This window comes from Niastella populi, assembly GCF_002078015.1.
GTDB lineage: Bacteria > Bacteroidota > Bacteroidia > Chitinophagales > Chitinophagaceae > Niastella > Niastella populi.
Window position 1 is genome coordinate 65,244 of record NZ_LWBP01000190.1, and the last position, 24,453, is coordinate 89,696.

A 24,453-nucleotide genomic window follows, 5' to 3' on the forward strand; every position below is an offset into this window, starting at 1 on the left:
CCAACTCAGAAACCCGCTATCTTTGCAGCCATCATTGAATTAATAAAACTATATAACTGATCCATGACTATTTCCTATAACTGGCTTCACGATTATTTGCCGGTAACTATTGATCCCGAACGGCTTAGCAAATTATTGACATCTGTCGGACTGGAAGTGGAAAGCCTTGAGAAATACGAAAGCCTGAAAGGCGGATTGCAGGGTCTGGTGATCGGTGAAGTGCTGGCTACAGAAAAACATCCCAATGCCGATAAACTTACCGTAACCAAAGTAAACGTAGGATCGGGCGACCCGCTGCAGATCGTTTGCGGCGCCCCCAATGTGGCAGCCGGTCAAAAAGTGGTGGTGGCCACCGTAGGAACAACCATCTACCCCAAAAAAGGCGATGCCCTTACCATGAAGATCGCCAAAATTCGCGGGGTGGAAAGTTATGGAATGATCTGTGCAGAAGACGAGATCGGGCTGAGCGACGACCATGCCGGCATTATGGTGCTGCCGGCCGACGTAAAAGTGGGTATCCCCGCCGCTGAATACTTCAAACCCTATACAGACTACATTTATGAAATTGGCCTCACCCCCAATCGCATGGATGCCATGAGCCACCGGGGTGTGGCCCGCGACGTTTGCGCTTACTTATCTTATCACGATAATAAAGACCTGAAAGTGGTGGCCCAGCCCATCGATGGTTTCAAAGTTGATAATACCTCGCTGCCCATTTCAGTAGCTATCGAAAATACCAATGCCTGCCAGCGGTATGCCGGCATAAGCATCAGCAATGTTACCGTAAAGGAAAGCCCCCAATGGCTGCAGGATAAACTGCGCGCCATTGGCCAGCGCCCCATCAATAACATAGTAGATATAACTAATTTCATCCTGCATGAAACAGGGCAGCCCCTGCATGCTTTCGATGCCGATATGATCGCCGGTAAAAAAGTGCTGGTGAAGAACCTGCCTGAAGGCACACCCTTCACTACGCTCGATGAAAAAGAAAGAAAGCTCAGCGCCGAAGACCTGATGATCTGCAATGGCAACAGCGAAGGCATGTGTATTGCCGGCGTTTTTGGCGGCCAGCACAGCGGCGTTACCAATGCCACCCAAAACATCTTCCTCGAAAGCGCCTGGTTCAACCCGGTTGATATTCGTAAAACATCGTTCCGTCACGGCCTGCGTACCGATGCCGCTACGCGTTTTGAAAAAAATGTCGACATCAGCAATACGGTAAACGTATTGAAACGGGCCGCCCTGCTGATAAAAGAACTGGCCGGCGGTGAAATCGCATCAGAAGTAGTTGATATATATCCAAAACCGGCACAGCAACCGCAGGTGCAACTGAAATACCAGTTCCTGAAAAAACTGAGCGGTAAAAGCTATCCTGCCGATGCGGTAAAAAAGATCCTTATTGGCCTCGGTTTCGACATAGTAAAGGAAAGCCCCGACGACATTGTGGTTTCGGCGCCTTTCAGCAAACCCGATATTCATTTACCGGCCGATATCGTTGAAGAGATCATGCGTATCGACGGGCTCGATAATGTAGAGATCCCCATGGCCATTACCATTTCACCGTCTGTTGAAACCAACCGCAACAAACACATCTATCGCGAAAAAACCGCCAATTACCTGGTGGGCCTCGGTTTCAACGAGATCTTCACCAACTCCATTACCAATGCGGCCTATTTCGATGAGCAGCAGCTGAGTACGGCGGTAAAACTGCTGAACAACCTCAGCGCCGATCATAATATTATGCGCCCTTCCATGCTGCAAACCGGGCTGGAAGCCATAGCGCATAACCTTAACCGCAAAAACAACGACCTGCGCTTTTTCGAGTTCGGCAAAACCTATAGCACACAGGGCCCCGGCAGGTACAGCGAGCATGAACATGTATGCATGTACATCACCGGCCAGGTGCAGGATGATGGCTGGAAGGGCAAAGGCCCCGAAGCAGATATCTTTTACCTGAAAGGCGTTGTGGCAAGAATATTGCAACTGACTGGCATCTCCAAAGCAGCCTTCGCCCCTGTAACTGAGGGAAGTAATTTGGTGAATGCCCTGCAGGTAACTATTAATAAGGACGTTGTAGTAAGGCTGGGCCAGGTGAAACCGCAGGAACTGAAGCGGTTCGACATAAAACAACCGGTACTCTATGCCGATGTGGACTTTGAATTATTGCTGAAACATATTTCCGCCGCCTCTATAAAAGCAAAAGAACTGCCCCGCCAGCTGCCGGTACGGCGCGACCTGGCGATGGTAGTACCTAAATCCCTTCCCTTTGCTGATGTTGAAAGCACAGTGAAAAAAGTAAAACTCGACAAGCTACAGTCGATTCAGCTGTTCGATATTTTTGAAAGTGAAAAGCTTGGGGCCGATAAAAAATCCCTGGCGGTAAGTTTTACCTTCCTCGACGAAGAAAAAACGCCCACCGACAAAGACATTGACGGCATGATGAATAAAATTATGAATGCCCTGGAAACAACCCTGCAGGCTGAGATCAGAAAATGATAGCGCAGGCGGTGGCCGGGACAATAACACCAGGCAAAAATTTGTTCAATGGAGGGATTACAGGAACAACTTAAACGGGTCACTGAAAAATTGCAGCAGGTGGTACAACGGTATCAGTTGCTGCAAAAAGAGCATGAGCAGTTAAGCAGGGAAGTGATCGCGTTGCGCGACAAAGAAAAAGCCCGGGTAATACGCATCGATGAGCTGGAAATGAAAATGACGGCACTGCAAACCGTTACCGGTCAGCTGAACGATACGGAAAAGAAGGATGTAGAAAAAAGGATCAACCGTTACATCCGGGAAATTGACCGGTGCATTGCTTTATTGAGCGAATAATTCGTTCAAACCCGTTTTATCAGTCGCATTTTCATTTCATCTTCGCCCTGAGAAAGTTCAAGGGTATAAATGCCATAGGGCAGGTCGTTCAAACCTTTCCAGGTAACCGTTTTATCGCCTTGTGGTATGTTTGTTTCGAGCCGGCTGCATTCGTAGCCCAGCTCATCGCGAAGAATGGCTTTAAGACTGGATTGAAAGGGAGCGATCAACTCCAGTGTCAGCGCGTCGATGAAGACGTTCGACCTAAGTTTAGCGAACATGGTAATCGTTTGGTTTTGGTGAGTAATCATAGAATACGAAATCATTGAATTTAAACCATCCAAAACGATCCTTTTGTAGCCCGGAAGTGTTCCTGTGCAAAGTGTGTTGATAAAAATAGAATAAGCTTTTCAAAATTGCAAGCGATGGAAGAATTAATTCCCATAAATGTTTTAATAGGCGACAGAACCTACCGCATTCGTATTGCCCCTTCCGATGAGGAAGTTGTACGAAAAACGCTTAAGCTGATCAACGATAAGATCATCGAGTTCAAAACCACCTTTGCGGGTAAAGACATGCAGGACTATATAGCCATGGTGATCCTTTGGTACGCCACCCAGCAAAAAGCCGCAGACAGCCAGCCGCTGGTCGATAATCAAACCGGCGAGCAGTTGCAGGCTATTGAAAAGCTTTTGGATAGAATGTTAGCCGAATAACTGATAGCCCGTTGCCGGGCACCCCTAAACGAAATCACCGGCTTTATTCAGCAGTCCCTTAAATTGAAAAACCGGTAACCGGCGTTGGGTAACCGGTAACAGTTTTCCCCTGAAACCTGTATCTTGTAACCTTTAACCAAACTTATTACCCAAAACAATAACCCAGCACTAAAAACATCCATGAACCCGTATCCAGCACACACAGTCACAATAACCAAATTCCCCATCTACAAATAACTGACTTCAAAATGCTTGCAGTGCCGCTGCCTCTTTTTTTGTATTTTCGCACATTCACATCTCGCTATGGTGAAATTGCGAAACATAGAGAGGGAGAGACAATGTAGAATTCTTTAAACATGTAAAACACAATGGATCAGAGTATGTTAACCGCTATAATAGGATTAGTGGCGCTACTGGCAGGTATAGTAGCGGGCAAATTCATCTTTGCCAAAAACACTAAGCAAAAAATTGAGGAGGCCGAAGCCCAGGCCCGCAAACTCGTTGCCGACGCACAAACGAATGCTGAAACCATCAAACAACAAAAACAGCTCGAAGCAAAAGAAAAATTCCTGGCCCTGAGAGCAGAGCACGACAAGGAAGTACTTGAGCGTAACCGGAAACTGAGCGAAACCGAAAACCGCGCCCGTCAGAAAGAACAGAGCATCAACGCCAAAGCCGACCAGCTCGACAAACAGATCAAGGAAAACGAAGCGATAAAAGATAACCTGAACCGGCAGATAGAAGTTGTGAACCTGAAGCGCACCGAGTTGGAAAAGCACCAGGAAGAACACATCCGCCGCCTCGAAAAGATTGCTGGTTTAACCGCAGATGAAGCTAAGAAACAACTGGTTGAGAGTTTAAAACAGGAAGCCCACACCCAGGCACTGGCCCTGCAGCAGGAGATCGTAGACGATGCCCGCCAGAAAGCCAACAAGGAAGCCCGCAAGATCATTATTCAAACCATACAGCGTACCGCTGCAGAGCAGGCCATCGAGAACTCCATCACCGTATTCAACCTCGAAAGTGACGAAATAAAAGGCCAGATCATCGGCCGCGAAGGCCGCAACATCAGGGCCATCGAGGCCGCTACCGGTGTTGACCTTATTGTTGACGATACGCCGGAAGCCATCATCCTTTCGTCTTTCGACCCCCTGCGCCGTGAAATTGCCCGTTTGAGCTTACAGCGCCTGGTGGCCGACGGCCGTATTCACCCCGCCCGTATTGAGGAAGTGGTAGAAAAAACCCGCCGCCAGATCGAAGAGCAGGTAATTGAGATCGGCGAACGTACTGTAATTGAATTAGGTATCCACGGTTTACATAAAGAGCTGGTTCGTATCGTAGGTAAAATGCGTTTCCGCTCTTCTTATGGTCAGAACCTGTTGATGCACAGCCGCGAAGTGGCCAACCTCTGCGGTATTATGGCTGCCGAGCTGGGCCTGAACCCCAAACTGGCCAAACGCGCCGGCCTGCTGCACGATATTGGTAAAGTGCCCGATGAAGAATCTGAATTGAGCCACGCCCTGCTGGGAGCCAAGCTGGCCGAAAAATATGGTGAGAACCCCGCTGTAGTGAACGCTATCGGCGCCCACCACGATGAAATGGAAATGCAATATGTGATCTCTCCTATCGTTCAGGCCTGTGACGCCATCAGCGGCGCACGCCCGGGAGCACGCCGGGAGATCATGCAACAATACTTACAGCGTATCAAGGAGCTGGAAAACCTGGCCATGTCGTACCAGGGTGTTGAAAAAGCCTACGCCATCCAGGCGGGTCGTGAACTGCGGGTTATAGTAGAGGCTGAAAAAGTGACCGATAACGACTCTGACAAGCTTTCGTTCGATATTGCCCAGAAGATCCAGACCGAAATGACCTATCCCGGACAAATTAAAGTTACCGTGATCAGGGAAAGACGGGCGGTGAACGTGGCCAAATAATAAAAAAATGTAGTAAAACCGGGCGGTTTGGGAAAATAATAATTATTAATTCGAAATAATGGTTACCTTTGCCTCCCCCAAAATTTGAATGTCATGAATGCAGCAGTTCAATTTGTACATGAGCAGTTGACAGGAAAAAAAGAGTTCCCGAAATTTAAAGCGGGTGACAATATAACTGTGAACTATAAAATTATCGAAGGTGGTAAAGAGCGTATCCAGAGCTTTCGCGGCGATGTGATCAAACGCCAGGGTCAGGGTGGTACAGCTACCTTTACCGTACGTAAAATCTCCGATAGTGTAGGTGTTGAAAGAACATTCCCTGTTTATTCGCCCAATATCGATTCTATTGAGTTGAATAAAACCGGTCGTGTTCGTCGTGCAAAACTTTTCTACCTGCGCCAACGCAGTGGCAAAAGCGCTCGTATTAAAGAAAAACGCGTTAACACAACATCTGCAGTGGCTCAATAACCACCTGTACATACAACTTATCTGAGGGGCTGGCCAAAAGGCTGGCCCTTCGTTTTTCCCGTGAATCGGCAATCGTGAATGGCCTCGCGAATGTTCAGATTTGTTTATGACCTTGCGCCGCCAAAAATTCAAGCCCTTTGCCGCTTGCCGACATTGGCCGCGCAGAGGTTTGCCGTTTCATGCTTGCCGATTGCCGATTTTTGTTAAGCGTCGGTAAAAACGCTTTTTTTACCGTTAGGTTCGTGTAATTTGCGCCAGAATTATGCGTTTTACTCTGTAAAAGAGCGTAATTTTGTTTTTCTAACAAATAAAAAGTTTATCATGTTACTTAGTCTTAATAACCTGTTGTTCATCTCAATGCCTGGTGGTAGTGAGTGGTTGCTGATCGTGCTGGCAGTGTTGGTGCTGTTTGGTGGACGTAAAATCCCGGAATTTATGCGCGGAATCGGCCGTGGTATCAGGGAATTTAATGATGCCAAGAACAACGTTAAGAAGGAAATTGAAGACGGTATTAATGAGAAGGAAACTAATAACAAACAGGCTTCTTCTACCACTACCCGCTAATTCATAAGAACATACTATCTTTTCTGCAACCGATTTGTCTGTCAAACCCGGTAACAACCTTTGTTTAAGTATCACTCTATAACGCAATACCACCAGGACCTGCTTTCCGGCACAACTTCATGTGTTGAAGCGGTGCAATATTACCTGCAGCAGATAGATGCCCGCAGGCACCTGAATGCGTATGTGCATACTTATGCAGAAGAAGCGTTGAAACGGGCCGCTGAGCTCGATGCCAGCCGCAAGGCAGGAAAACCAACCGGCAAACTCCATGGTGTTGTAATAGCACTGAAAGACGTTATTGCCTATAAAGACCACCCGCTTACGGCCGCATCAAAGATCCTCGAAGGTTTCAACCCCGTTTTCAATGCTACCGCTGTTGAAAGATTACTGGCTGAAGAAGCCATAATAATAGGACATACCAACTGCGACGAGTTTGCCATGGGTTCAACCAATGAAAACTCATCGTATGGCAAAGTGCTGAACGCGATCGACGAAAGCCGGGTACCCGGTGGTTCTTCGGGCGGTTCGGCAGTAGCCGTTCAGGCCGGGCTGTGCATGGTAAGCCTCGGCAGCGACACCGGCGGCTCCGTTCGCCAGCCGGCCGATTTTTGTGGCGTGGTTGGACTAAAACCTACCTACGGCCGCATCAGCCGCCATGGTCTTATTGCCTATGCCTCCTCGTTCGACCAGATCGGCATATTCGCCAATAACGTTCCCGATACGGCCCTGGTACTGGAAATAATTGCCGGCCCCGATGACTTCGACAGCACGGGCGCACAGCAACAGGTTGACGCTTACAGCGACCTTACTCCCCTGCCTGCCAAACCGCTCAGGATCGCTTATTTCAAAGAAGCCCTGGAAAGCCCGGCGCTCGATAAAGAGATCAGGGATTCCATTCTCGCATTCAGCCAAAAGCTGAAGGCCGATGGCCATACCGTAGAGCCGGTCGATTTTGAATACCTCGATTTCATTGTTCCCGCATACTATATTCTAACCACGGCGGAAGCCTCCAGTAACCTCTCGCGGTACGACGGGGTGAAATATGGACACCGCAACACGGCTAAAAACAATTCTTTAACAGATTTTTATTGTGCCACCCGGTCAGAAGGATTCGGCTGGGAGGTGAAAAGACGTATTATGCTGGGCACCTTCGTTTTAAGCGCGGGATACTACGATGCGTATTTTACCAAGGCACAACAGGTTCGTAAGTTGCTGGTTGATAAGATCAACCTGATCTTCAGCCAGTTCGATGCCATCCTTCTTCCCACGGCCCCTTCTACCGCCTTCAAGATCGGCGAAAAGACCGAGGACCCCATCTCCATGTATTTAGCTGACATTTTTACAGTTTTTTCCAACCTTACAGGTATCCCCACCATCTCCATCCCGCTGTTTTGGCACAGTAATGGCATGCCTTACGGGGTGCAGATTATGACAAACCAATTTTCCGAGTTATATTTGCTCCGGCTATCCCAACAGTGGATGCTACAGTTCAGAACCGCCGGCTAATGAAAAGCCTAAACCCTTCGACCCCCGGCCACTAATCTGGATCTGTTTCTCCAACAATCCTTAAGAAAACTTCATCCGTTTCATCCTGTGTAAACATTCGCACAATCCATACCCCCGGGTCGATCATTATCTTATTTAATCAACGATGATGAAACGAAAACTTTTTATTTCGGGTATCTTAGGCCTGGGTGTATTATGCATGGCATACAGTACTGACCACGGAATAGCAATTAATCCCACCCCTGGTGGTAAAAAGCTGAAAAAGATTGTTCTTTCACAACAATTCGAATTCCCTGGAAAAGTAGCTAATGACTCCGCAGATCCCCAGGATGAAGATATAACACAGGCTTTTGAAGTCGGTTATAATGCCGCCAATGGCATTCGGTTAAATCCCCGCGCTATTCAATTTGTGCAGGATTATATGGAAAAAAATGGCGAAGACCTTCGTAAAATGAAGGGCTGGGCCCAACCATATTTCAATATGATCGATGGCGTGTTGAAGAAATACGGCCTTCCTGAAGAATTGAAATACCTCGCAGTTATTGAATCTGAATTGAAATCTACCGCCACCTCATGGGCAGGCGCAGTAGGTCCCTGGCAGCTTATGCCGCAGACCGCCCGCGATCTTGGCCTCAGGGTGAACCGCAACATCGACGAACGCAAAAGCTATACAAAAAGCACGCATGCGGCCGCCAAATACCTGCGCGACCTGTACCGGGAGTTTAACGACTGGTTACTGGTTATTGCAGCCTATAATGGCGGACCAGCCAACGTATACAGCGCCATCAGGAAAAGCCAGGGCAGCCGTAATTTCTGGAAGATCCAGAACTACCTGCCGGCCGAAACCCGTATGCACGTAAAGAAATTCATTGGCACCCATTATATTTTCGAGGGCCAGGGCAGTGTAACCACCCTTACAAAGGCCGAGGTTACCGAACAGCTGGGCGTTATCGCCACCTACCTCATCAATCGCCGGTTAACTACCGATGAACTGAGCAATGCCAAAAGCATGGAGGTTTCGGGTAAATATTACTCCGGGGCCATTGTCAAGAATATTATGATGGACCCTGCCGAATTCAACCGGTACAACCCCGATTTTGACGCCATCATGGGCAGCAACAACAATGCGTATGAAATAAAATTACCGGCCGATAAAATGGAGCTGTTCATTGCCAATAAATATATTATTCTCAACGAGAGTGTGCAGATGTTATTGAGTGGGGCTACGGTGGTTAAATAATTTTCAGGAGGGCGGCCTCCTGCATATAAGTGTGCCACACCTTGAAGGTGTGGCACACTTGTTTTAAGCACTTAACACTTTCTTTATCGCCGCCGCCTTCAACAAACACTCTTCATATTCTTTTTCGGGATCGCTGTAAAACGTAATGGCCGACCCGGCCTGGAAGGAAAGATATTTACCGGCCGCATTATACATAATGCTCCGGATCACCACATTGAAGTCAAAATCGCCCCCGGGTGTTATGTACCCTACGGCGCCGGAGAAGATCCCACGCCGGGTTTGCTCGTACCGCTCTATCAGTTCCATCACCCTTTTTTTAGGCGCGCCGGTCATAGAGCCCATAGGAAAAGTGGCCTTTATGGCCTCAATAAAATGAATATCGCTGCGCAGGCGCCCACTAACGGTACTGATCATCTGATGCACCTGCGGAAAACTATAAATACCGTATAACTCTTCTACCTGAACAGAGGCGGCTGAACAGATCTTCGACAGGTCGTTGCGCACCAGGTCAACGATCATCACATTCTCCGACCGGTCTTTTGCGCTGTTGTACAGGTATTCTTTACTTTTTACATCTTCACCGGCATCGTTCAGGTTTCGCTGGGCGGTGCCTTTTATAGGTTGGGAAAAGATCCGTTCGCCTTCTTTCTTCAAATAGCGTTCGGGGCTGGCGCATAAGAGGTACTGCCCGCCGGTTTTATAATATGCAGCAAAAGGATTGGGCGATGTATCGCTCAGCGAACAATATACCTGCAGCGGATCGATGGCTATGCCTTCCGCAAAAAACTCCTGGCAAAAATTTATCTCATAACAATCGCCGCGCAGGATATGCTGTTGCAACTGATGAATGATGCGAATGTATTCATCCCTGCTTATGCGGTTATTGATCCTGGTGGTCAACTGTTGCGGCGGTGCGGCCTGCGGTTCCATATTACATATTTCATGAAATATGGTTTCATGACGGGCGTCAAATGCACCGATCAACAGTTCCTTTTCACTCAATTGCAGAATTACTTCGGGAATAAAAAAACACAGATCGGGAAAACCGATGCCATCGGGGTTGTTACTGGAAAGGCCGTCGGTCTCATTCTTAAGATCATAACTTAAATGACCGAACAGCCAGTCGCGGTGTTGTTCATACAACGCCTGCAACTGATCAAATGCATTACCAGCTGCGGCTGAAAGGGTTTGAACTGCCCCTGCCGCTGCCATACATTCAAAACTATGATGCGGTAAATGATATTGCTGGTTGTCGAGAAAACAACAAATGTTGAACTGGTTGGCCCAGCTCAACATTTGTAATTTGGTTCGCTGAAGATCAGCGACGGGAAATGATATGAATTGTCTGCGCACTGTGGAAACAGGGTGAGCAGTAATAGAAGTAACCACTAAAAGTCCTCCTCATCATCGTCGAAGCCGCGGTCGTTGAAAAGGTCAAGGTCTTTGAATTCATCGTCAATGCCGAGATCATCGTCATCGTCGCCTTTTCCTTTTTTACCACCACCACCACCACCGGTTCCGCCGCTGCTGGCTTTCTTTCCTTTTGATTTGGGTAAATCGAATTCTTCAAAGTCAGGATCCCAGTCATCATCCTCTTCGGGCTTATCCCAATCATCCACTTCATCATCAAGATCCTCATCGTCGTCATCGTCATCACCCTCTTCATCAGATTTCTTAGAAGAAGCTTTACCGCTTTTCTTAGCGGCCTTCGGCGTTTCTAACTCTTCATCTTCCAAGTCTTCATCATCCTCATCTTCTTCTTTCTTTGGTTTTGATGAGGCTTTCTTCGGAGTTTCCTTAGAAGACTTTGGTGCAGAGTCTCCGCCGGTCTTTTTTTCCTTGTCAGATTTTGCTGCCATTGTCTGGTAAGATTATGTGTGTAAAATTTCGGCGAAGTTTTTAATTCGCCAAATTTTTTAAAAACAATTTTTCAATCAATAAATCCGAAGTGAAAACTACTGAATTTCTATCAATTGTTCACGTCCCGGACCATTGGAAATATAATTTATATTCACACCCAAATATGTATTTATAAACGATACATATTCCTTCATGGTTGCAGGCAATTCACCGGCCGATCTAAAGCTGTCTGTAGCCGTTTTCCAGCCTTTGAAACTTTTCAGTTCGGGTGTTATTGCCAATCTTGTCATCTGGAAAGGAATAGCCATTGTTTTTTTGTCACCTACCATGTAAGACGTACATACCTTCAATTCGTCAAAGGCATCCAGAACGTCGGCTTTGGTCATAACCAGCTTTGTTACGCCGTTTACCATACACGCGAAATTCAGGGCTACCAGGTCAATCCAGCCACAGCGTCTGGGGCGGCCTGTAGTAGCGCCAAACTCATTACCGATACGGCGCAGCTCTTCTCCGGTTTCATCGTGTAACTCCGTTGGGAACGGACCGCTTCCTACTCTTGTGCAATAGGCCTTGGTAACACCGATCACTTCACGGATCTTTTGCGGCGCAACGCCTAAACCGGTACAAACACCGGCAGAAATGGTATTTGAGGAAGTTACAAACGGGAAAGTACCAAAGTCAACATCGAGCATACTGCCCTGCGCACCTTCGGCCAAAACCTTTTTGCCTTCTCTTATTTTTTCATTGATGAAGTATTCGCCATTCACGATCTTGAATTCCTTCATGAACTCGAGCGCTTCAAAGAACTCTTCTTCCCAGGCAGAAATATCTTCGTGGAAGTTAAGACTATCGAGCAATTTCTGGTGCTTCAGGCGCAAACGGATGTATTGCGTGGTAAAGCTTTTATCTAACAGATCACCTACCCTTAAACCGTTACGGCCTGTTTTATCCATATAAGCCGGTCCAATACCTTTGAGGGTAGAACCGATCTTATCGTTTCCTTTAGATAATTCAGAAGCCTTATCCAGCGCGCGGTGCGTTGGCAGTATCAGGTGTGTTCTTTCTGAAATAAATAAATTCTTACGGTAATCGATGCCAAACGCCTTAACCGTTTCGCATTCCCTTCTTAAAGTAACCGGGTCCAATACAACCCCGTTACCAATGAGGTTAATGGTGTTCTCATGAAAGATCCCCGAAGGAATCTGATGCAGAACGACCTTTTTATCGTTTACATATAACGTATGGCCTGCATTGGGACCGCCCTGAAAACGGGCAATGAGATCGTAGTTGGGAGCAAAATAGTCCACGATCTTGCCTTTGCCTTCATCGCCCCATTGAAGACCTAATAAAACATCAACCATTATTAAATATTTGAATAATTTGTAGCAAACGGGGGCAAAAATAGGACTTGAAAACCAAATCCCAACAACCAATCTCAAGAACCAATATCTCTGAAACAAATCTCCGGAACCAAATCTTAAGAACCACGATAACAATGTATGGCACTCAACAGCCCCGGATGCTGTTTGCGATTTACTGTTTATGATTTAAGCGGTCGAATTTTAATAAATTTCCAATAGAATGCGCTCCGGCGTGCTGTTTTTTAAGAATATATGATTTTAACCACGTAATTTTTGATAATTGAAATTAGCACATTACCCCATTATCGAATTATCCCATTATCACATTAACTACAGTTGTTCCGTATCGTACCGGTCAACCGTTTCAATTCCGGGCAGTTTCTTCAACCGGTTCACCAGTTCATCCAGTTCTTCCTTATCGTGCACATACACCCTGATATTGCCGTGGAACAATCCTTCCCGGGCTTCAATGGTCATGGCATTGATATTGATCTTCATTTCACCTGAGATCAGATTGGTGATCTTGTGAATAACACCCACATCATCGAGCCCCACTATCTTCAAACCGGTAAGGAACGAGATCTCTTTATTTTTAGCCCATTTGGTTTTTACCACCCGGTGCCCGTAATTACTGAGCAGGCGGGTTGCATTGGGGCAATTGGTTCTGTGTATGGTCAATCCCTTCCCGGTGCTTACAAACCCAAACACATCATCTCCGGGAATAGGTTTACAACAATTGGCCAGCGTATATACGATCTTGTCGCTGCTTTCGCCAAATATGATCAGTTCTGCGTCTTTTTTATTCGGCAGACTGTGAACAGGATCATGTTTTATTTCGGGCTTTGCCGGCTTGGGTGGTTCCAGCTTATCGCCCAGTACATGAAACTCGCTCAGTTCTTTCAGGTCGATGGTCTTCACCGAGATCTGGTAATACAGGTCGAGCGGCGACTGTAATTTATAAAATGAAGCGAGGATATCAACATTATGCTGGTTGAAGGCAGCGCCCATATGCTCCATCTTCCGTTGCAACACATACTTTCCTTCATCGGCCACCTTTCTTTTTTCTTCTTTTAATGCATCCTTGATCTTACTTTTTGCCTTGGCCGTAACCACGATATTCAGCCAGTCTTCATTGGGTTTTTGCTTGGCGCTGGTAATGATCTCCACCTGGTCGCCGCTGCGCAGCTTATGGCTGATGGGCACCAGCTTGTGATTTATTTTGGCGCCAATACATTTCGACCCTACGGCGCTGTGAATGGCAAAGGCAAAATCGAGTGCCGTACTGTTTATCGGCAGCATTTTTACATCGCCCTTGGGCGTGTAAACATATATTTCCTCGGCGAGGAAACTGGTTTTGAAATCGTGCAGGAAATCGATGGAATCGCTGTCCTGCGTATTGAGCACTTCGCGGATCTGCTGGAACCATTTATCGAACCGGCTTTCATCTGCAGTTCCTTCTTTATATTTCCAGTGTGCGGCCAACCCTTTTTCGGCGATCTCATTCATCCGGCGGGTACGCACCTGCACTTCAACCCATTTACCCTGCGGCCCCATTACAGTGGTATGAAGGGCCTCATAACCGTTCGATTTCGGATTGCTCAGCCAGTCGCGCAAACGCTCGGGCGAAGGCGTATATTCATCGGTGATCACTGAATATACCTTCCAGCAGCCTTCTTTCTCCTGTTCGAGCGGAATATTTAAAATAACCCTAATGGCGAACAGGTCATACACTTCTTCAAAAGCCACCCCTTTCTTTTTCATCTTGTTCCAGATGGAGTGTATGCTTTTGGGCCGGCCATGAATATCGAATTCATACCCGGTTTTATCGAGCTTTTCTTTGATAGGTTTTATAAACTCATTGATGTACCTCGACCGTTCCCTTTTTGTTTCGGCCAGTTTGCGGGCAATTTCCCGGTAGGCTTCCGGCTCAAGGTATTTCATGGCCAGGTCTTCCAACTCGGTTTTGATGGTATATAAACCCATCCGGTGCGAAAGCGGCGCATATACATATACCGTTTCGGAAGCGATCTTCAATTGTTTTTCCCGCTTCATACTGTCGAGGGTACGCATGTTGTGCAACCTGTCGGCCAGTTTAATTAATATAACGCGGGGGTCATCGGTGAGGGTGAGTAAGATCTTTTTGAAATTCTCCGCCTGCGCCGATGCGTTGACGTCAATGATATTGGAGATCTTCGTTAACCCGTCGACAATTCGGGCTATTTCAGTACCGAATTCCCGCTCAATATCTTCGAGGGTAACATCGGTATCTTCAACCGTATCGTGTAAAAGGGAACAAATAGTAGAACGAACGCCGAGGCCTATTTCCTCCACGCATATGCGGGCAACGGCCAGGGGGTGAAGAATGTAGGGTTCGCCGCTCTTCCGCCGCATGGTCTTATGCGCATCGGCGCTCATTTCAAAGGCACGGCGGAGCAATTCTTTATCCCCGGGTTTCAGTTTGGGTTTTAGTACCCGTAACAAAGCCCGGTATTCACGGAGTATCAGCTTTTTTTCCTGCTCTTCATTCAAATTATATTTCGGTATCACGGCAACAGAATCCATAGTTAACGAATTTACGTAAAAATGCCCTATGTTTGCAACCCCAAACACGGTTGTAAGTTTTAAGTTCTACGTTTTAAGTTGTCCTAAACGCCTGATTTCCGGCTATTTTCGGTAATCCCAAAGACCGGGCGCTATGAACCAGGAACGATAAACTAAAAAAGCGCATGTGGTGAAATTGGTAGACACGTCAGACTTAGGATCTGATGCCGCGAGGTGTGGGGGTTCGAGTCCCTCCATGCGCACCATCTTCAGAGCGGGTCATCTGCAACGGTGATCCGCATTTTTTTTGTCATACCCCCCAAAAAGGCACGAAAACATGCTGTTTAATGCCTAAGTCTTGTGTGGCAGCCTGCTAAACGCCATAAACTGTTGTAAAACACATATTATGTTATGTATCCGTAATTTTAAACAGCCATTTGTAATTATAAACGGGCATTTAAAATTGCAAACAGTACTTCCGGAATTACAAACACCCTGGCCCCGGAGCGGTTCAGGATTTTTTATACCCTTCGACCTACCGGCTGTATTCAACACATTATCTTTTCTTTTTATTTTCCAGTATCCCAGAACGAACCGGCTATGTGCTGCCAAAAAAACGAAAACAAATGGAAAATGATGATGATAAAGCCTCAGTTATTTTTTTGCATCGGCTGCTCATATGGCTTGAACATTTATAGTCGCCAACAGGGCAAAAATCTCCGGTGAACCGGCGAAAACCTGGCCTTCCCCGCCCTGGCCTAACAATTGTCATAATACCTGCTGATGTTTATTATGCCCCGCTTTACCAAACTTGTTAACTTTATAAGGCATTAACTATTACTTATATGAATACCATTCTTGTACCGGTCGATTTTTCACCCGCCTCCCGCAACGCCTCTATGTATGCAGCAGAACTGGCAAAGCTGTTCAACAGCCGGTTGCTGCTTTTTCATGCTTATATGCTGCCTACCCCCATCAGCGAAGTACCCTACGCCATGATAACCGTCGATAACCTGCAAAAGGAGAACGAGGACCTGATCAGGAAAGAGGCAACCTGGCTGCACAACCAGTACGGCCGGGAAATAGAATGGCTGGTGCGCATTGGCATTGCCTCCGATGAAATAAAAAACCTGAATAAAGAAAGGGAGATCGACCTTATCGTTATGGGCATGAAGGGCGCCGGCGGCATCGATAAGATCATAGGCAGCACTACCACCAACGTGGCCCGGAAAGTACAAACCCCCGTACTGGTAATTCCGCACGATACCGCCTATACCCCTATAAAAAATATCACCTACGCCAGCGATTTCAGCTACAAGACCAGCATTCAGCTCTTTAATCCCCTGATAGAACTGGCCCGAACGCTTATGGCCAAAATACACATCCTGTTTGTCCGGCAAACGCATGGCGGCAGCACAGAAGAGGAACTCACCGGTAAAAGAAGTAATGAAATTATTTTTGAAGGGGTTGAGCATGAATATGCGATAACTGAAGAACCATCTGTAAATCAAGGAATTAACCATTATTTACAACAACATAAATGCGAAATGCTGGCCATGGTGGCCCATAAACATACCTTTCTGGAACGGCTTTTCTCGAAAAACCACACAACAGCAATGGCTTATGAAACCCATGTGCCCCTGTTAATACTACAGGATAAAGATTAATGAAATTAACTCTGAGACTGGTTTTGACCGAGTTCTCTGTTTGCCTTACCTTTGCAACCCAATTTAAAAAAAAGCGCTATGGCAACAGTTACCAGAGAGAATATCGGACTGCTGAATGATAAGATTACCATAAAAGTAGCCGGTGCAGATTATCTGCCGTCATTTGAAAAAGCACTCAAGAATTATAGTAAACAAGCCAATATACCGGGATTCCGGAAAGGCATGGTACCTACAGGCATGATCAAAAAAATGCATGGCCAGTCGGTATTTGCCGATGAGGTGATCAGAACTGTAGAAAAAGAACTGAGCACCTATATGCAAAACGAAAAGCTGGAGATCTTTGCCCAGCCGTTACCGCTCGTTCAAAACGAAGGCCCAAAGCTCGACATGAACAACCCCGCCGAGTATGTGTTCGATTTTGAAGTTGGGCTGAAACCTGATTTCAAGGTAGCTGACCTGTCGAAAGAAAAAATGACCCGCTACAAGGTAACTGTAACCGAAGAAATGATCAATGAAGAAGTTAACCGTTTACAGGTACGCCACGGCAAGCTGGCCGATCGTGATGCAGTAACCGAAGACGATAACGTGTTGAACGTAACCTTCACTGAAACCGATGCCAATGGCAACGAGATCGAAGGCGGTATAAAAAAAGACAATAGCTTTCTGGTAAAATATTTCGGAACCGCATACCGTTCAAACCTTACCGGTAAAAAAACAGGCGATGTACTGAACTTCCAGTTGAATAAAGCCTTCGACGAAAAAGAAAGAGAATGGGTACTGGGCGACCTCGGACTCGACAAACACGATGAAGCTGCTGCCGCCAAATTTTTCAACATGGCCATCACCAAGGTGGGGCTGGTTGAAAAAGCAGAACTGAACGAAGAATTCTTCAAAGCGGTTTATCCCAAAAAAGAGATCAATTCTGAAGCTGATCTCCGCAATGAAATAAAATCAGAGATCGAAGGCTACTGGGAAAAACAAACGAAAAATCACTTACAGCACGAAATTTACCACGTGCTGGTTGACCATACTAAAATCGAATTTCCTGAATCATTCCTGAAACGCTGGATGCAAACCGGCGGCGAGCAGCCGAAAACACAGGAAGAAGTGGAGCATGAGTTCCCTACTTTCGTAAATCAGCTGAAATGGACCCTGATCACCGATCAACTGGTTCGGGAAAACAATATCGAAGTAAAGAACGAAGATATTGAAGCATTTGCCAAACAACAGTTATTCGGTTATATGGGCATGAGCATGCAGGAAGACGAACAACCCTGGATCGCTGAATACATTACCCGTATGATGAAAGACCGCAAGTTTGTTGAAGATGCTTACCACCGCATTCAAACCGAAAAAGTTTTTGACCTGGCCGAAACAAAAGTGAACGCCGCCGAAAAACCTGTAACGGTTGAAGAGTTCAGCAAAGAAACTGAGAAACACCAGCATCATCAGCACTAATGAAATGAGAAATGAAAAACAGAGAAATGAAAAATGAGAAAGTGAAAATGCAATAAGCGCTGTTTTTTAAAATAATAAACCCGGATCGCGGACACTTTTAGTTGTTAACGATCCGGGTTTTTCTTTGGCCTTAACCCGGGCCCGGCAGTATTTTAGCCTTAATCGCGAGCCATTTAATTGAATCATACTTCTTCATTTCTCATCTCTCCAAAAGACCGCCCAACGCATCCAGCTTCTGGTTCCAGAAAGTATGAAACTGGGCCACCCAGTCGTTCATTTCCTTCAGTTTATTGAAATCAACCTGGCAATACCGCTCGCGGCCCTGCTGTTTGATCACTACCAGTCCGCACTGGGTCAAAATTTTTATATGTTTTGAAATGGCCGGGCGGCTAACCGGGAAATTCTCCGCCACCCCGTTGAGGGTTAGGGCTTTATTAGCCAGCAAACCTATGATCTCCCGCCTGGTGGGATCGGCAATGGCCTGAAAAACATCACGACGTAACGCTCATATCTGTAACTATTCGGTTGCAAAATTATGCGTAACCATCCGGTTAGCAATGAGGATAATCCCCCACGCATCATTAAGCTGAAGCTACAAAGAAGCATGTATTCTGCGAACGGGTTAGCAACTAGTTCCAAAATAACAACATAACAAATTGATTGAAAGCGGCTTACACAATGAGTTCCACCATAATAAACACTTGCTTATTCCGTTTATAATAACTATCTTTTTTCGCCCATTGCATCAAGAACCAGAAACCACTATCCTCCTTAAAAACCAGTAGATGAAATACCCTTTACTAGCTTTATCACTGCTTGTGATATTGAATGGCTCTGCACAGGAAATCCTGCGCCCCGTTCAGTTAAAAAGCGGTTCCCTTACAAAAACCAGCAATCTCCGGAACGACTTACACCTTACCGACTCATTGGTCAAATACCGTTTCAGGAACAAGTTCTATACACTCATACAATTCAACCAACTCCCCGATGTAGCTGAACGTCAGGCGCTGGCCAAAGAAGGCATTGTGTTGTATGATTACATTCCCGACAACACCTTTCTCGCCGAAATAAACGACCGGTTATCACCAGGCCAGTTGAAAAGGAATACTATCAGCGGCGTTTATACGCTGAATACAAAAGCTAAAATTGCACCTGCGCTTAAACAACAGTTAAGCGCCCATTCGCAGGATCCCGATAAACTCATTGCAGTCAGCTTTTACGGCAGCATCGATAAAACAGCCGTAATTACAGCATTAAAGCAGGCAGGCGCACAGATCGTTGACACCAAAATTCAACCGGCGCATGTGGTGTTCATCAGCGCCAATGAAAGCGATATTGAAGAAATTGCCGCATTGCCATTCGTAGCGTATATCAGCAGCCAGCAAATGAAACCGGTGACGCTTAACTATAGCAACCGGGCGGCGCATTCCATAAATGCAATAGCCGCTACCGCCGGCCGCAATCTGCAGGGCAGTAATGTAGTGCTCGGCCATGGCGATAACGGGGATGTAAACTTTCATCTCGATCTCTCTGGCCGCCTGATCAACCGTAACCCGGCTCCAGCCGCTGCGCACGGCACAGCTACCATGGGCACTATGGGCGGCGGCGGCATCATAAATCAGAAGATCAAAGGCATGGCCCCCCGGGCTACGCTTATCAGCCAGTACTTCAGCGACATTCTCGTAAATACCCCGTACTATGTGGCCGATTATGACATGGTGATCACCAACAACTCCTATCACTCCGCCGCCAATGGTTGTGCCGGAGAGGGCGATTATGATGTATTAAGCAATTACGTTGATGCGCAAATGAACAACGACCTTAGTTTATTGCATGTGTTCGCATCGGGCAACGACGGCGCACTAACCTGTTCGCCCTACCCCGGCGCATTTGCCACCATTAAATCGGGCTTTCAAACAGGTAAGAACGTACTTACCGTTGGCAATGTCGACAACCTGAGCAACTATGCCATTCTCAACACTTCAAGCCGCGGCCCGGTAGACGATGGCCGGTTGAAACCCGAGATCGTGGCCGGCGGTTCGGCCATTACGTCTTCAGTGCCGGTAAACGGTTACTCTACCCTGTGGGGAACAAGTATGTCGGCCCCGGCAGTATCGGGCGCACTTGGACTGATGTATGAACGCTACCGCCAGTTAAACGGCGGCGCCAACCCAACTGCGGCACTCATAAAGGCTGTAGCCTGTAATACGGCCGATGATCTTGGCAATGCCGGCCCCGACTTCACTTATGGTTTTGGCAACCTGAACGCACTTAATGCCGTTGAAGCGCTCGAGAATAATACTTATTTCAATGGCGTCGTAAACAACGGCGGTTCGCAGAACTTTAATATCAGCGGCGTACCGGCAGGCACGAAACAAATAAAGATCATGCTGTACTGGAACGACCCTGCAGGCACGCCCTATGCAGCTACAACCCTTGTAAACAACCTTAACCTCACCGTAACCGCACCCGATGCCTCCGTTCATAATCCTTTGATCCTCGATCCTTCGGTTAGCAACGTAAACAACGTAGCCGTGGAGGGTGTCGACAACCGGAATAATATAGAGCAGGTAGTGATCAACAATCCACCGGCCGGCAACTTTACCGTAACGGTATCGGGCGCCGCCGTGCCCCAGGGCCCGCAGGATTTTGTTGTTGCCTACCAGGTAATTGCTCCCGCCGTTCAGGTAACTTATCCTTACGGAGAAGATACCTGGGTGCCCGGCGAAACGGAGATCATTCGCTGGAGCGCAACCGATGACAATACCAACCCATTCACTATTGAATACTCCATCGACAATGGAAGCAACTGGACGGTTATCGCCAACAACGTTGCCGCCAACCTGCGAACGTATACTTTTACAACCCCCAACACACCCACCGTTTCAGCGCTTGTTCGGGTAAGCCGCAACGGTACCGGGTATACAGACGTAAGCAATTACACCTTCACTATACTTGCCCTGCCGGCCGTTACTTTGACCAATACCTGTGCCGGTTATGTGAACCTTAGTTGGGCAGCCATCACCGGCGCTACCAGCTACGATGTCATGATGTATAAGGGTAACGATATGAGTGTTGTTGCCAATATACCCGGCACCAGCTATTTGCTGGGTGGGTTGAATAAAGACAGCATCTATTACTTTGCAGTGCGTGCTGTAATGGGCAGCACCCCGGGGCGCCGTTGCGTTGCACAATCCGTTACGCCATCGGGCGGCGCCTGCGCATCGCCAACATTCGATAACGACCTTACCACCAGCCTGCTGGTTGCCCCTGCTACCGGCCGTATGCATACCACCTCGCAACTGGCCGCAACAGCACCGCAGGTTTCTATAAAGAATATGGGAAGCACCGCGTTTTCCGGCGCGTTCGATGTCATTTACCAGGTAAATAACGGAACGCCGGTAACAGAAGCCACTTCCCAAACAATAGCAGCCGGCGCTACGTATACCCATACGTTTGCCACCACATATGATTTTTCGGCGCCGGGCACATACACCATAAAGGCCTGGGTTGATGCCACCACCGATCCTTTACATATCAACGATACCCTGGTTACAGTGGTAAAACAACTGGCGAACGACCCCATTCTGTTAACGCCGTCCTTTACGGAAGGTTTTGAAAGCGCTGCCGCAAATGCCTATACCAACGGCACCCGCGGGTTCGATGGCCTCGACCGCGCCGATTTCTTTTCACACAGCACCAACGGCCGGGTACGCACATTCGTAAATACGGGATTTGCCCGAACCGGCAACCGCGCAGCCACCCTCGACCAGATCGCCAATCTGGGCATTATATCAACAGACAGCCTTATTACCACATTCAACCTCGGCGCTTATAGCCCCACCGATCAAATATGGCTGTCGTTCTATTTCAGGAACCAGGGAATTGACTTCTCTGCTGGTAACAACCGGGTGTACATCAGGGGAAGTGAAACAGGCGCCTGGATACCTGTATATACATTGCCCACAAACACAGCCGATTTCGGTGTGTACCGTGCCGCCACACCGGTTAACATCACCGAAACACTGGCCAACGCGGTGCCGGCACAAAGCGTAAGCAGCAGCTTCCAGGTAAAATTCTGTGAACAGGGCTACCGTTCTGCCAACTCGGTGATCGTTAATGGCAACCTCGACGATGGTTATTCTTTCGACGATATTACCTTAACCATCACAACCGATGATGTAAGTATGATGCAACTGGTAAACCCGGCGCCAACCAATGTATGCGCGCTCACCAGTGCAGAGCCCATTACGGTACAGGTAAAAAATTACAGCACGGGAACGCTTACCAGCGTACCCGTTTCCTACCAGATAGACAACGGCACCGTCATCACCGAAAACATTCCATCGATAAATGCCGGCCAGGTGTTGAACTATACATTTACACAAACGGCCAACCTGGCAACGTTTAAGGAATATACCATTGCAACCTGGGTGAATTACGCTACCGACAGTTACCGGGTGAACGATACTGTTACCAACAGCTTCCGCACATCCCCGCTCATTTCCAGCTACCCGTACCTCGAAAGTTTTGAAAGCAGTGAAGGCAACTGGTATACCGGCGGACTGAACAGCAGCTGGGAATGGGGAACACCGGCAGCGTCTGTCATCAACAAAGCCGCCAACGGCACAAACGCCTGGGTTACCAACCTTACAGGCAATCACAACAACAATGAATTATCATACCTGTATTCACCCTGTTTCGACCTGAGCGAATTGACACAACCGGTGCTTTCGTTCAGTCATATCTTCAGAATGGAAGATAATTGCAACTGCGATTTCCATTGGGCCGAATACAGCACCGATGGCACCAACTGGTACAAACTGGGCACAACAAGCGGTGGTACCAACTGGTACGACAACCCGTTGTACCAGGCCTGGAAGATCTCCAACACCCGCTGGCATGTAAGCAGCTTCGATGTGCCTGTGAATACAAGCAAAGTGCGCTTCAGGATCGTTATGTATGGCGACCCCGGCGTTACCTACGAAGGCGTGGGCATCGATGACATTCATGTATTTGACAAGGCAGCCATTTATACCGGCGCCAACATCACCGGCGGCCTGGCGCAAACGGTGAGCGGCAACAACTGGATCCATTTCAACTCAGGCGGCAACCGGGTGGCATCTATCAATCCGCACGGACAAAACCTTGGCAATACCGATGTTAGCGTTTACATAAACCCCACTATAGTTCGTAATGATGGTACGCAGTATTACCTCGACAGGAACATTGTGATCAGGCCTGCCAATGCCCCATCGGGCGCAGTAAGTGTTCGCTTTTACTTCACAAACACCGAAGTAAATAACATGTTGAACGAAACAAGTTGTGGAACCTGCAGCAATCTTACCGGTGCATATGAGGCAGGTATCACGAAATACAACGGCCCACCGGCTGAAGAGAACGGTACTATTGCCGACAACGTTAGCGGTTTGCTTAGTTTCATTACGCCGGCTAACGTTGATATAATACCGTACGACAATGGTTATTATGCCGAATACCAGGTAACCAGCTTCTCCGAGTTCTGGATCAACAGCGGCGGCCCCGGTCAAAACCAGCCATTGCCACTTGTGCTGGGCTTATTCACCGTAACAAAAAATAATGCAACAGCCCTGTTACATTGGACCACCCTGCAGGAAACCAATACCGCTGAATTCATTATTGAAAGAAGCACCGATGGCGTACATTACGAGATCATAGGATCGGTAACCGCCGGCGGTAATACCACTACGGAAAGCAAATACCAGTTCACCGATAAACAAATGGCAGCCGGCATCAATTACTATCGCATAAAAACGGTTGATAAAGATGCGAAGTACAGCTGGTCGCCGGTTCGTTCGGTAAATAATTCAGATAACGATTTCACCATCAGCGTGCTGCCCAATCCGGTAACAAAAGGCGTGGTGTATATCAATACCTCAGTGAACTGTAACCGCATCGAGCTGCGCGATGTAACGGGCCGCCTGGTAAAAACCGTGAATGTGAAAGGCACCCATAACCCATTGCAAGTTGGGGAATTGAAGAAAGGAATGTATTTCGTAACGGTTATTACCGACAATGGCGATAAAGTAGAAAAAATAGTTATTCAATAAGGTAACTTAAGACGTAAGAAATACGAAGTTAGAAATGCAAGGTGCCACACTTTCACAAGGTGGCACCTTTCTTTTACATATCCCATTCTGCCAACCAGGTGATACCGACCTCTTAACCCCTGTCAACTCGTCAACCTGTCAACCTGTTACCTCGTCAACTCGTCAACTCGTTAACAAGTCAACTCGTCAACAAGTCAACCCGTCAACTTCCCCCATTTCACCGCTTAGAACTATTTTT

Annotated in this window: 17 protein-coding genes, 1 tRNA gene and 1 pseudogene; 12 read left to right on the forward strand and 7 right to left on the reverse strand. The window is 47.3% G+C overall.

Annotated features, from left to right (window positions below):
- The first annotated feature begins 63 nt into the window (after positions 1 to 63).
- Positions 64 to 2,496, forward strand: coding sequence for a phenylalanine--tRNA ligase subunit beta (gene pheT / locus A4R26_RS19405; protein ID WP_081166836.1), 2,433 nt, complete (start codon positions 64 to 66; stop codon positions 2,494 to 2,496).
- Positions 2,497 to 2,544: 48 nt separating this feature from the next.
- Positions 2,545 to 2,832: a hypothetical protein gene (locus tag A4R26_RS19410; RefSeq protein ID WP_081166840.1), complete on the forward strand. Its 288-nt coding sequence runs from the start codon at positions 2,545 to 2,547 to the stop codon at positions 2,830 to 2,832.
- Between the two features lie 5 nt (positions 2,833 to 2,837).
- Here the strand turns inward: A4R26_RS19410 and A4R26_RS19415 are convergent, their stop codons facing one another.
- Complete coding sequence (locus A4R26_RS19415; RefSeq protein WP_133054735.1) at positions 2,838 to 3,092, reverse strand: hypothetical protein; 255 nt, start codon at positions 3,090 to 3,092, stop codon at positions 2,838 to 2,840.
- Positions 3,093 to 3,236: 144 nt separating this feature from the next.
- On the opposite strand from A4R26_RS19415, the gene A4R26_RS19420 reads away from it, so the two are divergent.
- From A4R26_RS19420 to rplS, 3 genes are all read left to right on the forward strand, one after another.
- Positions 3,237 to 3,527 (forward strand): cell division protein ZapA, encoded by a 291-nt coding sequence (locus A4R26_RS19420; protein ID WP_081166845.1) that lies wholly within the window; start codon positions 3,237 to 3,239, stop codon positions 3,525 to 3,527.
- 368 nt (positions 3,528 to 3,895) lie between these two features.
- Entirely contained in the window at positions 3,896 to 5,461 is a 1,566-nt protein-coding gene (rny, locus tag A4R26_RS19425) for a ribonuclease Y (RefSeq protein WP_081166849.1), read from the forward strand.
- 93 nt (positions 5,462 to 5,554) lie between these two features.
- Positions 5,555 to 5,929 carry a 50S ribosomal protein L19 gene (gene rplS / locus A4R26_RS19430; RefSeq protein WP_081166853.1) on the forward strand — a complete coding sequence of 125 codons (375 nt, stop codon included), beginning with the start codon at positions 5,555 to 5,557 and terminating at the stop codon, positions 5,927 to 5,929.
- A 94-nt stretch (positions 5,930 to 6,023) separates the two neighbouring features.
- On the opposite strand, the gene A4R26_RS19435 is transcribed toward rplS, so the two are convergent.
- A complete protein-coding gene (locus A4R26_RS19435) occupies positions 6,024 to 6,236 on the reverse strand; it encodes a hypothetical protein (protein ID WP_081166856.1) in 213 nt (70 codons plus the stop codon).
- Between the two features lie 14 nt (positions 6,237 to 6,250).
- Here A4R26_RS19435 and A4R26_RS19440 point away from each other — a divergent pair, with 14 nt between their 5' ends.
- The 3 genes from A4R26_RS19440 (at position 6,251) to A4R26_RS19450 (ending at position 9,239) form a co-directional block, all read left to right on the forward strand.
- Positions 6,251 to 6,493: a Sec-independent protein translocase subunit TatA/TatB gene (locus A4R26_RS19440; RefSeq protein ID WP_165760339.1), complete on the forward strand. Its 243-nt coding sequence runs from the start codon at positions 6,251 to 6,253 to the stop codon at positions 6,491 to 6,493.
- Between the two features lie 60 nt (positions 6,494 to 6,553).
- Positions 6,554 to 7,999, forward strand: a complete 1,446-nt coding sequence (gene gatA / locus A4R26_RS19445; RefSeq protein WP_081166859.1) for an Asp-tRNA(Asn)/Glu-tRNA(Gln) amidotransferase subunit GatA — start codon at positions 6,554 to 6,556, stop codon at positions 7,997 to 7,999.
- 148 nt (positions 8,000 to 8,147) lie between these two features.
- A complete protein-coding gene (locus tag A4R26_RS19450; protein WP_165760340.1) occupies positions 8,148 to 9,239 on the forward strand; it encodes a lytic transglycosylase domain-containing protein in 1,092 nt (363 codons plus the stop codon).
- 63 nt (positions 9,240 to 9,302) lie between these two features.
- On the opposite strand, the gene A4R26_RS19455 is transcribed toward A4R26_RS19450, so the two are convergent.
- From A4R26_RS19455 to A4R26_RS19470, 4 genes are all read right to left on the reverse strand, one after another.
- The gene (locus tag A4R26_RS19455; protein WP_165760341.1) at positions 9,303 to 10,535 is read right to left on the reverse strand and encodes an anthranilate synthase component I family protein; all 1,233 of its coding nucleotides are present in this window, start codon (positions 10,533 to 10,535) and stop codon (positions 9,303 to 9,305) included.
- A 92-nt stretch (positions 10,536 to 10,627) separates the two neighbouring features.
- A complete protein-coding gene (locus A4R26_RS35055) occupies positions 10,628 to 11,098 on the reverse strand; it encodes a hypothetical protein (protein WP_165760342.1) in 471 nt (156 codons plus the stop codon).
- A 96-nt stretch (positions 11,099 to 11,194) separates the two neighbouring features.
- On the reverse strand, positions 11,195 to 12,460 hold the full coding sequence (locus A4R26_RS19465; RefSeq protein WP_081166870.1) for an adenylosuccinate synthase: 1,266 nt from the start codon (positions 12,458 to 12,460) through the stop codon (positions 11,195 to 11,197).
- A 330-nt stretch (positions 12,461 to 12,790) separates the two neighbouring features.
- Positions 12,791 to 15,022, reverse strand: coding sequence for a RelA/SpoT family protein (locus tag A4R26_RS19470; protein WP_081166874.1), 2,232 nt, complete (start codon positions 15,020 to 15,022; stop codon positions 12,791 to 12,793).
- A 160-nt stretch (positions 15,023 to 15,182) separates the two neighbouring features.
- Between A4R26_RS19470 and A4R26_RS19475 the strand changes: the two genes are divergently transcribed.
- The 3 genes from A4R26_RS19475 to tig all read left to right on the forward strand — a co-directional run bounded on the left by A4R26_RS19475 (position 15,183) and on the right by tig (position 18,126).
- Positions 15,183 to 15,267, forward strand: a tRNA-Leu gene (locus A4R26_RS19475).
- Positions 15,268 to 15,846: 579 nt separating this feature from the next.
- Positions 15,847 to 16,668, forward strand: a complete 822-nt coding sequence (locus tag A4R26_RS19485; protein ID WP_081166881.1) for a universal stress protein — start codon at positions 15,847 to 15,849, stop codon at positions 16,666 to 16,668.
- A gap of 78 nt (positions 16,669 to 16,746) precedes the next feature.
- Positions 16,747 to 18,126, forward strand: coding sequence for a trigger factor (tig, locus tag A4R26_RS19490; RefSeq protein WP_081166884.1), 1,380 nt, complete (start codon positions 16,747 to 16,749; stop codon positions 18,124 to 18,126).
- A 199-nt stretch (positions 18,127 to 18,325) separates the two neighbouring features.
- Here tig and A4R26_RS19495 read toward each other — a convergent pair.
- A pseudogene (locus tag A4R26_RS19495) lies at positions 18,326 to 18,607 on the reverse strand (ArsR/SmtB family transcription factor); the annotation flags it as partial.
- 304 nt (positions 18,608 to 18,911) lie between these two features.
- Between A4R26_RS19495 and A4R26_RS19500 the strand changes: the two are divergent.
- Positions 18,912 to 24,215 carry a S8 family serine peptidase gene (locus A4R26_RS19500; protein ID WP_081166892.1) on the forward strand — a complete coding sequence of 1,768 codons (5,304 nt, stop codon included), beginning with the start codon at positions 18,912 to 18,914 and terminating at the stop codon, positions 24,213 to 24,215.
- Positions 24,216 to 24,453 lie beyond the last annotated feature (238 nt).

Excerpts from the sequence above, each read along its gene's own strand:
- tig (WP_081166884.1), top strand. The coding sequence starts at position 16,747 with ATGGCAACAGTTACCAGAGAGAATATCGGACTGCTGAATGATAAGATT.
- A4R26_RS19470 (WP_081166874.1), bottom strand. The coding sequence starts at position 15,022 with ATGGATTCTGTTGCCGTGATACCGAAATATAATTTGAATGAAGAGCAG.
- rplS (WP_081166853.1), top strand. The coding sequence starts at position 5,555 with ATGAATGCAGCAGTTCAATTTGTACATGAGCAGTTGACAGGAAAAAAA.
- A4R26_RS19440 (WP_165760339.1), top strand. The coding sequence starts at position 6,251 with ATGTTACTTAGTCTTAATAACCTGTTGTTCATCTCAATGCCTGGTGGT.
- A4R26_RS19485 (WP_081166881.1), top strand. The coding sequence starts at position 15,847 with ATGAATACCATTCTTGTACCGGTCGATTTTTCACCCGCCTCCCGCAAC.
- A4R26_RS35055 (WP_165760342.1), bottom strand. The coding sequence starts at position 11,098 with ATGGCAGCAAAATCTGACAAGGAAAAAAAGACCGGCGGAGACTCTGCA.
- A4R26_RS19465 (WP_081166870.1), bottom strand. The coding sequence starts at position 12,460 with ATGGTTGATGTTTTATTAGGTCTTCAATGGGGCGATGAAGGCAAAGGC.
- A4R26_RS19450 (WP_165760340.1), top strand. The coding sequence starts at position 8,148 with ATGAAACGAAAACTTTTTATTTCGGGTATCTTAGGCCTGGGTGTATTA.
- pheT (WP_081166836.1), top strand. The coding sequence starts at position 64 with ATGACTATTTCCTATAACTGGCTTCACGATTATTTGCCGGTAACTATT.
- A4R26_RS19420 (WP_081166845.1), top strand. The coding sequence starts at position 3,237 with ATGGAAGAATTAATTCCCATAAATGTTTTAATAGGCGACAGAACCTAC.
- A4R26_RS19415 (WP_133054735.1), bottom strand. The coding sequence starts at position 3,092 with ATGTTCGCTAAACTTAGGTCGAACGTCTTCATCGACGCGCTGACACTG.
- A4R26_RS19500 (WP_081166892.1), top strand. The coding sequence starts at position 18,912 with ATGAAATACCCTTTACTAGCTTTATCACTGCTTGTGATATTGAATGGC.
- A4R26_RS19410 (WP_081166840.1), top strand. The coding sequence starts at position 2,545 with ATGGAGGGATTACAGGAACAACTTAAACGGGTCACTGAAAAATTGCAG.
- A4R26_RS19455 (WP_165760341.1), bottom strand. The coding sequence starts at position 10,535 with ATGTTGAGCTGGGCCAACCAGTTCAACATTTGTTGTTTTCTCGACAAC.
- rny (WP_081166849.1), top strand. The coding sequence starts at position 3,896 with ATGGATCAGAGTATGTTAACCGCTATAATAGGATTAGTGGCGCTACTG.